The sequence below is a fragment of the Ralstonia sp. RL genome (genome assembly GCF_001683835.1).
Classification (GTDB): Bacteria; Pseudomonadota; Gammaproteobacteria; order Burkholderiales; family Burkholderiaceae; genus Ralstonia; species Ralstonia mannitolilytica.
Map to the genome: position 1 here is coordinate 48,975 of NZ_LWRX01000225.1, position 12,895 is coordinate 61,869.

Below are 12,895 nucleotides of genomic sequence, written 5' to 3' on the forward strand. Positions count from 1 at the left end.
GAAAGGTGAAATCAGGAACGTAGATCGTGCCGGGCCATGGCAATGGCAGTGTCGATCGCCTCGATCATGCTGCCGAAGTCGGCGCGGCCGGTGCCCGCGAGGTTCAGCGCCGTGCCGTGGTCGACCGACGTGCGCACGAACGGCAGCCCCAGCGTGATGTTCACGCCATGGCCGAACGTGCCGTACTTGAGCGGCGCCAGGCCTTGGTCGTGATACATCGCCAGCACGCAGTCGGCATCGGCCAGCAGGCGCGGCTGGAACAGCGTATCGGCCGGATACGGGCCCCGCGCGTTGATGCCGCGTGCCAGCGCCCGCGCAATGGCCGGCTCGATCACCTCGATCTCTTCGCGGCCCAGATGCCCCGATTCGCCGGCGTGGGGGTTCAGCCCGGTCACGAGGATGCGCGGGGCGTTCAGTCCGAAGCGCGCACGCAAATCACGCGCGACGATATCGAGCGTCTCGTCGAGCACGGCCGGCGTGATCGCGTCCGGCACCTCGCGCAAGGGCAGATGCGTCGTCGCCAGGGCCACGCGCAGCATGGCGTTGCCGTGCGCCGGCTGCGGGCCGGCCAGCATCATCACCACACGCGGCGTGCGGCTGCGCTCGGCGAGATATTCGGTGTGGCCCGTGAAGGGCACCCCGGCATCATTGATCGTGCTCTTCTGCACCGGTGCCGTGACCATTGCGTCATAGCGCACGCCGTCGGGCGCGGCGGCCAGGCAGCCGTCAATGGCGGCATCGAGCAGCTCCAGCACGTAATGCCCGTTGGCGGCATCGAGCACGCCCGCTCGCGCCGGCGCGCCGAGAGGACGTTCCACGATCGTCAACGCCGTCGACGCCACGCGCCAGAAATCGCCCTGCCCGAGCGCGTCTGCACGCGCCTGCAGCAAGGCCGCATCGCCGATCACGTGCCAATGCACGTCGGCATAGCGCGCCGGGCCCTGCCGCGCGATGTGCAGCAAAGCCGCCACGGTGATGTCGGGACCGATGCCGGCGGGCTCTCCGGTGGTGATGGCGATGTTCAGCATGGAACGTTCATTGCAACGTGTTCGGTCGGTAAAAACGCCACGGCCGCCCGCAGGCGGCCGTGAGCGATGCGGACATCCGCCAGCTTACTGCTGACGGTTCACGCGATACTCCACGTGCGCCGTATCGCGCAGCTCGCGGAGCCAGTCTTCGTACGCAGCCTGGATCTTCTGCTCGCGGATCACCGAGCGCGCATAGTCGCGCTGGCGGTCCACCGGCACTTCAGCCTCGCGGCGGCCCTCCACCTGGATCAGGTGCACGCCGAACTGGCTCTGCACCGGCTGCGAGATATCGCCCGGCTTCAGTTCGTTCATCGCGTGTTCGAACTCCGGCACGAGCTGGCCCGGCGACACCCAACCCAGCTCACCGCCCGCGCTGGCCGAGCCATCCTGCGAGTAACGGCGCGCCGCATCGCCAAAGTCGTAGCCGTGGACGATGCGATCACGCAATCCCGCCAGCTGGCGGCGTGCATCGTCTGCCGACATGGTCGGCCCGGTCTTGATCAGGATGTGGCGCACCTGCGTCTGCTGGACCTTGGCGGCGATGGCCGTGCTCGGGGCGCGCTTCTCCAGCAGCTTCAGCACGTGGAAGCCGGCGGGGCTCTCGACGACCTGGCTCGCCACCTGGCCGGCCTTCATGTCGACGACCGCGTTGGCGAACACCGCCGGCAGGCGACCGATCGGGCGCAGCCCCAGCTCACCACCTTGCGCGGCATCCTGGGCCGCGGAATTGTCACGCGCCAGTCTGGCGAAATCTGCGCCGCCCTGGGCTTGCCTGAGCAGGCCTTCTGCCTTGCTGCGAGCCGCCGCCTTCTGCGCATCCGTGGCGTCTTCGGGCACCGGTACGAGAATCTGCGCGACGTTGTATTGCTCTTCGCCGGCGGGTGCCGCGCCACCGCCCTGCTGCGCGAGGTAGTTGTCGATCTCGCCGTCGTAGACCTGCACCTTGGAGTCGACCTCGCGCTCGCGCAGGCGCGCCAGCAGAATCTCCTGGCGCAGGTCGGCGCGGTATTTGTCGTACGGCATGCCTGCCTCCGCCAGCTTGCCCTTGAGCTGCGCCACCGACAGGTTGTTGCGCTGGGCCACGCTTTCCACGGCGCGGTCCACGTCGGCGTCGGACACGCGGATGCCGCTCTCCTTGGCTGTCTGTGCCTGGACGCGCTCCAGGATCAGCTGCTCGAGCACCTCACCGAGCAGGTCGGCGCGCGGGGGCAGCGGACGGTTCTGCGCGCGGAAGGTCCGCTCGACGAGGTCGGCGCGGTTCAGCAGTTCGCGGCGGGTGATGACGTCGGTATTGACCACGGCCGCCACCTCGTCGACAAGCTGGCTGCGCTGCGTGCCCGCGGCGGTCGGGCCCGGCAGCGTGCCCTGCAGCAGCGGCTGCGTCGGCGACGAGCCCGGGTTCGCAAAGATGCCGCGCACCGCGGGCGCACCCTTCTTTGTCGATTGCGCCTGCTGGGCATGAGCCGCGGGCGACAGCATGGTCCCGGCCATGAGCGCGACCAGCACGCCAGTCGCCACACGCAGGCGGCCCAGTGGTGCCACGCGCGTGGCAAAAGCGGTCGATTGGAAAGCCATGATGTCGTTATTCATATTGATCCAGCACGGACGGCGTAATCGGCTGCGCGGACACCGGCTGGTAGCCGGGCACGTTCAAACGGATCACATCGATCGGATTGTTCCCCACCTTCGACAGGCCCTTGAATTCGATCTGGGCGAAGATGTGTGTCGTGTAGCCCGATACGGCATTGCTGTAGCGCTGCACGGCGAGCCGGCCCACCCAGCAGTCGGCCACGTATTCGAAGCCAAGGAGCATATCCGACGGCTTCTTCGCATCCATGTCGTAGCCGATGCGGCCCAGGCCGTACAGGCGCCGCGTGATCGGCCACTGCGCAGAGATATCGGCCTGCTCCAGCGGCAACTGACCGGTGTTGGCGTCCTGCCGGTAATAGCGGTAGCCGAGGTTGATGACCTTGTTGGCCTCGGGTTTCCAGCTGAACGCCACGGTCGAACGCATGATGCGGTCGATGTCCTGATTGTACTGAAGGTTCGTATCGAAAAAGATGCCGCGGAACATCTGGATCGTGGTCGCGCCCAGAAGGTCCGAGTAGCGGCGCACCGACGTCGGCGCCGCGCCTGCCAGCGTGACGCGCTGCCCCTCGAAGTCGATCCGCTGCGCAATGGTGGCGCGCAGGCGCTCGATGCCGGATTCGGCCTCGATGAAGCGCGTGGTCACACCCGCGGTCAGCTTGTTGTTGTCGGCAATGCGGTCGTAACCGGTGTACGGGTTCTCGGTGAAGATCTGGCCGAGGTTGTAGTCGGACTGGCCGGTATCGAACAGCGGAATCTGCGACTGGTCACGGTACGGCGTGTACACGTAGAACAGGCGCGGCTCCAGCGTCTGGATGTAGCTCACGCCGAAGAGCTTGGACACCATCGGCGCATCGCGCTCGAACGTCATGCCCGAATCGAGCGAGAACGTGGGCAGCGTGCGGTTGATCTGCGTGTCCTGCGTGTCGCCGGCGGGGCGATCGAGGCGGTACGCCGTGGTGTTGAGGATGAACTTCGGCGTGACGTACCAACCGGGGCGGACGATCGGGTAGCTGATCGTCGGCTGCATGAAGAGGCGCTCGCCCTGCACGGTGTTGGCCGTGGGGATCGAGAATCGCGTGTAGTCGGTCTGGAAGTTGATGTCGAACCCGCCGATGTCGTACCGGTTGTACATCAGGTTCAACTGCGGCAGGCGCTCGTACGGCGGGGACAGCGGCGTGGTCTCGGTCGACAGCGTCTGGAACTTCTGCACGCGCGCCGTCGCGAGCCAATCACCGATGGAATACGTGACGCCGCCTTCCTGCGTGTACTGGCGCTGCGTCGCCGTGACGATGCTGCGCCCGAGGTCATCCGGATACGTGTTGTCGGAGACCTTGTTGTAGTTCACGTAGGCGTTCAGCCCCGGCGCCAGGCGCTGCGTGTGCTGCAACGCGATCGACCAGCGGTCGCGGTCGGCCTCGCGATCGTTAGGCAGGAATTCGCCGCGCAGGACGCCGCCGTAGCTCGAGCCGAGATAACGGTATTCCGCGCCGAGCTGCAGGCCGCGCTGCGTGAGCAGGCGCGGATACAGCGTCAGGTCACGGTTCGGCGCGATGTTGAAGTAATACGGCAGCGTGACGTCTGCGCCGCTGCGGCTGTTGTAGCCGAACACCGGCGGCAGGAAGCCGCTGCGCCGGTCGTCGTTGAGCGGAAAGTCCATCACCGGCGCGGCGAACACGGGCACCCCAAAGAAGTGCAGCACGCCGTTGCGGCCTGTGCCGACCTGGCGGTCGCTGTCGATGTCGATGCGGCTTGCGCTGAAGTACCAGTCGACGTTGTCCGGCGAGCACGTCGTGTACGTGCCGCGCGTGATGCGGCTGTTGTCCTTGTCCAGGAAGTCGATGCGCTCGGCCGTGCCGTGGCCGCCCGTGGTGTGAAACTCGTAGGCCGGCGTGCTGATGGTGCCTTCGTTGGCCGTGACCTTCAGCTTGGCATCCGGCCCGGTGACGAGCGTGCCGTCGCGGAAGATGCGCACGTTGCCGGTGGCGGTGGCGACGTCGGTGTCCTGGTTGTAATCGAGGGTGTCACCCTTGATGACGGCACCGTTGCGGCGCAGCTCGCCGTGGCCGCGCAGGTGGATGTCCTCGTTCGTGCGGCCGTCCATCGTGTCGGCCGCCGTGAAGGTGGGGACCGTGTTGTCCGGACGCTTGATGGGCTCGGCCATCTTGGGCACCAGCGGGCTGCCGCCCGGGGTGGTGGGCCCGGACGTGGCCAGGGCCGTGACGGATGAAGCCGGTGTCGCCGCAGACGCGGTCGATTGCGTCGGGTCCGCACTCTGCGCCGCGGACGTCGCCGTCCAGACACCGGCCACGGCGAACACCAGCGGGCGCAATGCCAGCGTGTTGCGCCGGTGGGCGGTTCGCTGGTCGGGCGCGGCAACAGCAGGGCGCTGCCGGTTTTTCCTGGCTCGGTTCGGTTCGGTCATGCAGATCGGGAACAGGGCTGCGCGCGCAGGCGCGCACGGGGGCACATCATCGTCGGTGTCCCGCCGCTGCGCGCGGCCCCGACAGGGCTGGCGCTCGCTCGCGGCGAAACTCGGTCGGGTATTATACGGGGCTTCCTTCCAGCCCCATTCCAGCGTTCTCTCAGCATGGTTTCGACCCCTGGCGCCACCACCGGCGCGACCGACGCACGCCTGACCCAACTTCGCGACTGGCTCGGCACATTGCCCGCTGCGCACGGCCTGCGCATCAACACGCTGCAACCCGCTTCGGCCGATGCCAGTTTCCGCCGCTATTTCCGCCTGGAAGGCGCCGGCGGCACCTTGATCGTCATGGACGCCCCGCCGCCGCAGGAAGACTGCCGACCGTTCGTCCACGTGGCCGGCCTGCTCAACGGGGCAGGCGTGCGCGCGCCGCAGGTGCTAGAACAGGATCTCGCGCAGGGGTTCCTGCTGCTGACCGACCTCGGCCCGCAGACGTATCTGCAATCGCTGCGCGAGCACGATTTCGACCTGGCCTACGCCAACACGCTGTTCCGCCCCGCCATCCACACGCTCGTGCGCTGGCAGCTCGCCTCGCGCGAAGGCGAGCTGCCGCCGTACGACGAGGCCCTGCTGCGCCGCGAGCTGTCGCTGTTTCCCGACTGGTATGTCGAGCGGCACCTGCAGCGCCCGCTGGATGCCGCGCAGCGCGAATCGCTCGACAAGATCTTCAAGCTGCTGGTCGACAGCGCGCTCGCCCAGCCGCGCGTGTACGTGCACCGCGATTACATGCCGCGCAACCTGATGATCAACGCGGCCGACCCGTCGCAGCCGGGCGTGCTGGACTTCCAGGACGCGGTCTACGGCCCGATCACGTACGACGCCGCCTCGCTGCTGCGCGACGCCTTCCTGTCGTGGGATGAAGAACACGAGCTGGACTGGGCGGTGCGCTACTGGGAAGCCGCCCGCGCCGCCAAGCTGCCCGTGGACGCCGATTTCGGCGAGTTCTACCGCGCCCTCGAATGGATGGGCGCGCAGCGTCACCTGAAGGTGGCGGGCATCTTCGCGCGCCTGTGCTACCGCGACGGCAAGGCCGGCTACGTGGAAGACACCCCGCGCTTCATCGCCTACCTGCGCCGCGTATGCAGCCGCTACAACGCGCTGGCGCCACTGGCTCGCCTGCTCGATCAGCTGGAAGATCGCGCCCAGCAGGTCGGCTACACCTTCTGACTCCCATGGCCTCCGCACGGGCTGTCGAGTTCCGCGCCGGCATGCTGGCGCTCGCACCGATGCTGCTCGGTGTGGTGCCGTTCGGCCTCATCTATGGCGTGCTGGCCACGTCGGCCGGCATGCCCGCGTGGCTGGCCGTGGCGATGAGCGCAATCGTTTTTGGCGGCGCGTCGCAGATGATCCTCGTGCAGTTGTGGGCCGGGGGCGCGCCCGCGCTTGTGATTGCGGCGACGGTCTCGATGGTGAACCTGCGGCACGCGCTGTATTCGGCCAGCATCGCGCCGACCCTGGCGCACCTGCCGCGCCGCTGGAAATGGCTGATCGCCTACCTGTTGACCGACGAGGCGTTTGCGGCCATGAACCGGCGCGTCGTCAACTCGCGCCCCGGCACGGAAGAAGCCACGTATCGCCACTGGTACTTCCTGGGCGCCGGTGTGGCGCTGTGGACGAGTTGGCAGGCGTCGACCATCGTCGGCGTGGTGCTCGGAGCACAGGTGCCGAACACGTGGCCGCTCGATTTCTTCCTGCCGCTCACCTTCATCGCGATCGTGGTGCCGGCGCTGCGCACACGCGCGCAACTGACCGCCGCGCTGACCGGCGCCGCGCTGGCCGTCGCATGGACGGGCTGGCCGCACAAGCTGGGGCTGATGAGTGCTGCGTGTGTCGGCATCGCCATCGGCGCGCTGGTCGAGCGGCTGGTGGACCGGCGCAACAAGGAGGCGGCCGCATGAAGGCCCTGATCCTTCTTGGCGTGCTGCTGATCTCGGGCGCAGCCACCTACCTGATCCGCCTGTCGTTCATCGCGCTTGAAGGGCGCATGAACCTGCCGCTGTGGTTTCGCAGCGCCCTGCCCTACGTGCCGGCCGCCATGCTGACCGCGCTGATTGCACCGGACCTGCTGATGCGCGACGGTGCGCTGGCGGTATCGGCAGACAACCCGCGCCTGGTCGCGGGCATCGTCGCCATCGCCATTGCGCGCGTCACCAACAGTGCGATGTGGACCATCGTGGGCGGCATGGCCGTGCTGCTGATTCTCATGAAGGTGATGGCTTGAATTCGACGATCCAGGCGATGATCTTCGCCGCCGGACGCGGCGACCGCATGCGTCCGCTGACCGACCACACGCCCAAACCACTGCTGCCGGTGGGTGGAAAACCGCTGATCGTCTGGCAGATCGAGCGCCTGGCCGCAGCGGGCGTGCGCCACATCGTCATCAACCACGCGTGGCTCGGTGCGCAGATTGAAGCGGCGCTCGGTGACGGCGGTGCCTGGGGCGTGCGGATCGCGTATTCGCCCGAAGGCGAGGCGCTGGAGACGGCCGGCGGCGTGGCCCAGGCCATACCGCTGCTGCAGGCCGGCGAAGGCAACGGCGTGTTCATCGCCGTCAGCGGCGATGTGTTCTGCGATTACGACTACGCCGCCTTGCGCGACCGCGCCGCCGCGCTCGAAGCGCAGGCGCAACCGGGCATGCATCTGGTGATGGTGCCCAACCCGCCCTATCACCCGAACGGCGATTTCGCCCTCGACGACGCAGGCACGCTGCACGCCGAGGGCACAGGCCGCCTCACGTTCGGCAACATCGGCCTGTACGACACGCGCCTGTTTGCCGGCATCACGCCGGGCACGCGCATGGCCATGACGCCGCTCTTCCACGCGGCCATCGCCGAGGGCCGCGCCACGGGCGAGCGCTTCGACGGCCGCTGGGAAAACGTCGGCACGCCCGCGCAACTTGCGGCGCTGGACGCCGAACTGGCGGCACGACGGGCTTAAAGCCCGGCAGGGGCTTCCGCACTGAGCGATTCGGCGCTCATCGGGCGCCCCAGCAGATAGCCCTGCAGCGAGTCGCAGCCAAGCTGCGTGAGAAACGCCTGCTGCTCGGCCGTCTCGACGCCTTCGGCGACGATGCGCAGGTTCAGCGTCTGCCCAAGCGCCACGATAGCCGAGACGATGGCGGCGTCTTCCGTGTCGCGCTCCAGGTCGCGCACGAAGCCGCGGTCGATCTTCAACTCGCTGGCGGGCAGCCGCTTGAGGTAGAGCAGGCTTGAATAGCCGGTGCCGAAATCGTCAATGGAGATGCGCACGCCCATGGCGTCGAGCTGCTGCAGGATGTGCAGGCTGGCATCGGCGTCGCGCATGGCGGTCGATTCCGTGATCTCCAGCGTCAGGCAATGCGGGTCGAGCGCGTGGCGGGCCAGCGTGTCGCGCACCGTGTCGATCAGCGCGGCATGGCCGAACTGCAGCGCGGACAGGTTCACGGCGACACTCCACCCGGCATGCCCCTCGCGGCGCCACTGCGCCATCTGGCGGCACGCCTCGTCGAGCACCCACGTGCCCAGCGGCACGATGAGCCCGGTGCGCTCTGCCAGCGGAATGAACTCGTTGGCCGACAGCAGCCCGCGCACCGGATGCTGCCAGCGCACGAGCGCCTCCACTCCGGCGATCGGGCCATGCGGCGCATGGAACTTCGGCTGGTAGTACAGCACGAGTTCGTTGCGCTCGATGGCCAGCCGCAAGTCCTGGACGAGCTGCAACTGCTGGTGCACGTTGGCGTTCATCGACGGCTCGAAGAAGCTGTAGGCGTTCCGGCCCAGCCCCTTGGCGTGGTACATCGCCGCGTCTGCATTGGTCAGCAGATCGTGCTGGTTGGCGCCATCGCCGGGGTACATCGCAATGCCGATGCTGGTGGACACGCGCAGCTCATGCCCGCCGGCCAGGAAGGGCTCGCGCACGGCCTCGAGCAACGTGTCGGCCAGCGTGCCGGCGTCTTCAGGGTCGTCCACGTGGGTCAGCACGACGAACTCGTCGCCGCCGACGCGCGCGACGGTGTCCTGCTGGCGCACACGGCCGACGATGCGCTGCGCCACGTCGATCAGCAGCAGATCGCCCACGTGGTGCCCGTAGACGTCGTTGACCGCCTTGAAGCCGTCCAGATCCATGAACATGAGCGCAAAGCGGCGCTTCTCGCGTTCGGCCGTGCGGATCGCCTGGTTCAGGCGGTCTTCCAGCAGCAGGCGGTTGGAGAGCTTGGTCAGGTTGTCGTGCAGGGCGAGGTACGCCAGCTCCTGGTTGGCCTGCGCCAGCGAATGGGCCAGCACCGCCGTGCGCGCCTCCATGCGCAGATCGAGCACCGAGATGATGAGCGCAATGGCAAGCACCGCCAGCGTGATGAGGATGATGACCAACGCCAGCCACGCGGTGCTGGCGCCGGCATGTGCAGCCCCGCACACGCTGCCCAGCGGAAACGCCGCGGCCGCCATGCCCGTGTAGTGCATGCCCACGATGGCCACGCCCATCACCACCGCCGCGCCGGCGCGTAACGCCCGCACGCGCTGCGAGTGGCCCCGCAGGCGGAAGGCGATCCACAGCGCCGCGCCCGAGGCAAACACTGCGATCACCACCGAGAGCCCAAAGATCGCCGGGTCGTAGTCGATGCCCGGCTTCATGCGCAGCGCGGCCATGCCCGTGTAGTGCATGCCGGCCACGCCCACGCCCATCAGCAGTGCGCCGCCCACCAGGCGCCGCCACGGCAGCTCACGCCGGCTCACCAGCCACAACGCGAACGCAGAGGCCGCGATGGCAATGGCCAGCGAGGAGAGCGTGATGGATACGTCATAACCGAGCGGAATCGGCAGGCTGAAGGCCAGCATGCCGACAAAGTGCATCGACCAGATGCCCACGCCCATGGCCGATGCCCCGCCGGTCAGCCACCAGAACGCAGCCCGCCCCTGTGCGGTGACCACCCGCCCCGCCATGTCCAGCGCCGTATACGACGCGAGCACGGCCACAAGAAGGGAAAGCAGGACGAGAAGAGGGTTGTAACTGCCGACAAGCATGGGTTCTCCAGGCAGGCCGATCCTGGACGGCCACGCTCCATCACGGTTCATCGACCGCATCCGCCCCAGACTTTAGAGGAGGTGACTGTACGCCACAATTTTCTTTGCAATTGAGCCCGCCGCGATGCGGCGCGGGGCCGGCGTTACAATTCATTGATCCCTCTGACGTCAGAAATCACGCCATGTCCGCCTCTGAACTCGCCTTTCTCCAGACCTATCGCCAGCGCCGCGAACGTGTTGCGCAATGGCTGCGCGAACAGGGCGGCGGCGTGGCCATCGTGCCGACCGCCCCCGAAGCGATGCGCAACCGCGACAGCGACTACCCCTACCGGCACGACAGCTACTTCTATTACTTGACCGGCTTCACCGAGCCGGAAGCCGTACTCGCCATCGTGGTCCCCGGCGGCAGCGCGGCTGAATCGCAGACGCGCAGCGTCCTGTTCTGCCGCCCCAAGCACGAAGAACGCGAAATCTGGGACGGCTTCCGCTTCGGCCCGGAGGCCGCCAGGGAGGCCTTCGGCCTGGACGAAGCGCATTCGGTGGAAGAGATCGACGCGGCGCTGCCGAGGCTGCTCGCCAACACGGCCGCCGTGGCGTATCCGCTGGCCGAGAGCGGCACGTTCGACCGCCGCATGCGCCGCTGGCTCGATGCCGTGCGCACGCAGGGGCGGGCGGGCGTGTCCTCGCCGCACCGGGCGCTGGACGTGCGGGCCATCCTCGACGAGATGCGCCTGTTCAAGGACCCCGGCGAGCTCGACATCATGCGCCGCGCCGCGCGCATTTCCGCCGGGGCGCACGTGCGCGCCATGCAGGCCTCGCGCGCCGGGCTGCGCGAATACCACCTCGAAGCCGAACTGCTGTACGAATTCCGCCGTCACGGCGCGCAGAGCGTCGCCTACAACTCCATCGTCGCAACAGGCCCGAACGCGTGCGTGCTGCACTACCGCGCGGGCAACGCTGAACTGCGCGACGGCGATCTCTGCCTGATCGACGCCGGCTGCGAACTCGACGGCTACGCCTCGGACATCACGCGCACGTTCCCCGTCAATGGACGCTTCACCGGCCCGCAGCGCGAGCTGTATGAACTCGTGGTCGCCGCGCAGGAAGCCGCCATTGCACAGACGCGCCCCGGTGTGCCGTACAACGTGCCGCACGACGCGGCCACGCGCGTGCTGGCGCAAGGCATGCTCGACACAGGACTGCTCGATGCCAACAAGGTCGGCACGCTCGACGACGTGATCGCCGGCGGCCAGTACCGCCAGTTCTACATGCACCGCACCGGCCACTGGCTCGGCATGGACGTGCACGACGTGGGGGAATACCGCACGCCGGGCACCACCGCCCCGGCTGAAGGCGAACGCCCGTGGCGCCCGCTCGAGGCCGGCATGGTGCTAACCGTCGAGCCCGGCATCTACGTGCGCCCTGCACCCGGCGTGCCCGAGCAGTACTGGCACATCGGCATCCGCATCGAAGACGACGCCATCGTCACGCCCGAGGGCTGCGAGCTGATCACGCGCGACGTGCCTGTCGCCGTGGCCGACATCGAAGCGATCATGCGAGGCGGCCAATGACGGATTCCACCGCCGCGGCACCCGACTTCGACGTCGCCATCGTCGGTGCGGGGCCGGTGGGGCTGGCGCTGGCCAACTGGCTGCTGCGGGACACCGACTGGCGCATTGCCCTGTTCGATGCACGCGACCCTGAGGCCGCGGCGCGCGACCCGCGCGCGCTGGCGCTCTCGCACGGCTCGCGCGTGCTGCTGCAGGAGATTGGCGGTTGGCCCGCGCGCGCCACGCCGATCACGCACATCCATGTCTCGCAGCGCGGCCACTTCGGGCAGGCGCATATCCGCCGCGAAGATTACGACGTGCCGGCGCTCGGCCATGTCGTGCAGTACGGCGACCTGAGCGCCGCGCTCAACGCCGCACTCGCCGCGCAGATGCGGCAACGCCCGGACCGCCTCACGCGCTATGACCACACGCCGGTCGAGCGCGTCGAGCAACTGCCACGCGCGGATGGCACCGTCGCGCCGGCCCGCGTGCGCGCGCTTCGCGAGGGACGGCATCCGCTGGCCATCGAAACCGAGGTCGTCATCCAGGCAGAAGGCGGCCTGTTCGACGACGCGCGCAGGCAGGCCGGCAGCCTCGCCCACGCACGCCGCCGCGACTACGGCCAGACCGCCATCGTCGCGCACGTGCGCTGCAGCGCGCCGCTGGAAGGCTGGGCCTGGGAGCGCTTCACGCCCGAGGGCCCGCTCGCGCTGCTGCCGCAGGACGATGCGCAGGGACCCGGGTATGCGCTGGTCTGGTGCTGCTCGCCCGGAGAGGCACGCCGCCGCGCGGGGTTGCCCGACGACGCCTTCCTCGCCGAACTCGGTACGGCTTTCGGCGACCGCATGGGCCGCTTTACACACGCCAGCGCGCGCCACACCTTTGCGCTCGGGCTGCACGCGCAACGCGTTCCGGTCGATCGGCGCGTGGCGGCCATCGGGAATGCGGCGCAGACGATCCACCCCGTGGCGGGCCAGGGCTTCAACCTGGGCCTGCGCGATGCGTTCGAGATGGCGCGTACGCTGCGAGACGGCGCAACGCCCGCCGCGCTCGCCCGCTTTGCCCGTGAACGCACGTTCGACCGCGCCGTCACCATCGGCCTGACCGACTTGCTGCCGCGCGCGTTTGCCGTCCCGGGCCGCACGTTCGGCCACCTGCGCGGCGCGGCGCTCACGCTGCTCGAATGCCTGCCGCCGCTCAAACACGGGCTTGCGCGCCAGATGATGTTTGGCCAGCGACGCTAGG

The 12,895-nt window shown here is 68.4% G+C and carries 10 protein-coding genes; 6 read left to right on the forward strand and 4 right to left on the reverse strand.

The genetic code is table 11. From position 1 onward, the window contains the following. Positions 1 to 11 precede the first annotated feature (11 nt). The 3 genes from pdxA to A6M56_RS20590 all read right to left on the reverse strand — a co-directional run bounded on the left by pdxA (position 12) and on the right by A6M56_RS20590 (position 5,040). Complete coding sequence (pdxA, locus tag A6M56_RS20580) at positions 12 to 1,028, reverse strand: 4-hydroxythreonine-4-phosphate dehydrogenase PdxA (protein WP_045785834.1); 1,017 nt, start codon at positions 1,026 to 1,028, stop codon at positions 12 to 14. Positions 1,029 to 1,112: 84 nt separating this feature from the next. Then, a complete protein-coding gene (locus tag A6M56_RS20585) occupies positions 1,113 to 2,603 on the reverse strand; it encodes a peptidylprolyl isomerase (protein WP_180964282.1) in 1,491 nt (496 codons plus the stop codon). 7 nt (positions 2,604 to 2,610) lie between these two features. Further along, positions 2,611 to 5,040: an LPS-assembly protein LptD gene (locus A6M56_RS20590; RefSeq protein WP_045785832.1), complete on the reverse strand. Its 2,430-nt coding sequence runs from the start codon at positions 5,038 to 5,040 to the stop codon at positions 2,611 to 2,613. 165 nt (positions 5,041 to 5,205) lie between these two features. Between A6M56_RS20590 and A6M56_RS20595 the strand changes: the two genes are divergently transcribed. Genes A6M56_RS20595 through murU form a run of 4 tightly spaced genes read left to right on the forward strand, consistent with a single transcriptional unit; the run spans position 5,206 to position 8,037 of the window. Then, positions 5,206 to 6,267, forward strand: a complete 1,062-nt coding sequence (locus tag A6M56_RS20595; protein ID WP_102080737.1) for an aminoglycoside phosphotransferase family protein — start codon at positions 5,206 to 5,208, stop codon at positions 6,265 to 6,267. 5 nt (positions 6,268 to 6,272) lie between these two features. Further along, a complete protein-coding gene (locus A6M56_RS20600; protein ID WP_045785830.1) occupies positions 6,273 to 6,998 on the forward strand; it encodes an AzlC family ABC transporter permease in 726 nt (241 codons plus the stop codon). Then, positions 6,995 to 7,321 carry an AzlD domain-containing protein gene (locus A6M56_RS20605; RefSeq protein WP_045785829.1) on the forward strand — a complete coding sequence of 109 codons (327 nt, stop codon included), beginning with the start codon at positions 6,995 to 6,997 and terminating at the stop codon, positions 7,319 to 7,321. Before A6M56_RS20600 ends, A6M56_RS20605 begins: the two co-directional genes overlap by 4 nt. 8 nt (positions 7,322 to 7,329) lie before the next feature. Beyond that, a complete protein-coding gene (murU, locus tag A6M56_RS20610; RefSeq protein WP_102080969.1) occupies positions 7,330 to 8,037 on the forward strand; it encodes an N-acetylmuramate alpha-1-phosphate uridylyltransferase MurU in 708 nt (235 codons plus the stop codon). Here murU and A6M56_RS20615 read toward each other — a convergent pair. Beyond that, entirely contained in the window at positions 8,034 to 10,100 is a 2,067-nt protein-coding gene (locus A6M56_RS20615; protein WP_102080736.1) for a putative bifunctional diguanylate cyclase/phosphodiesterase, read from the reverse strand. The genes murU and A6M56_RS20615 overlap by 4 nt on opposite strands. A 182-nt stretch (positions 10,101 to 10,282) precedes the next feature. On the opposite strand from A6M56_RS20615, the gene A6M56_RS20620 reads away from it, so the two are divergent. Together A6M56_RS20620 and A6M56_RS20625 are read left to right on the forward strand one after the other, a co-directional pair. Then, complete coding sequence (locus tag A6M56_RS20620; protein ID WP_102080735.1) at positions 10,283 to 11,671, forward strand: aminopeptidase P N-terminal domain-containing protein; 1,389 nt, start codon at positions 10,283 to 10,285, stop codon at positions 11,669 to 11,671. After that, positions 11,668 to 12,894, forward strand: coding sequence for a UbiH/UbiF/VisC/COQ6 family ubiquinone biosynthesis hydroxylase (locus A6M56_RS20625; RefSeq protein ID WP_102080734.1), 1,227 nt, complete (start codon positions 11,668 to 11,670; stop codon positions 12,892 to 12,894). The genes A6M56_RS20620 and A6M56_RS20625 overlap by 4 nt, the downstream gene beginning before the upstream one ends. Position 12,895: the final 1 nt, after the last annotated feature.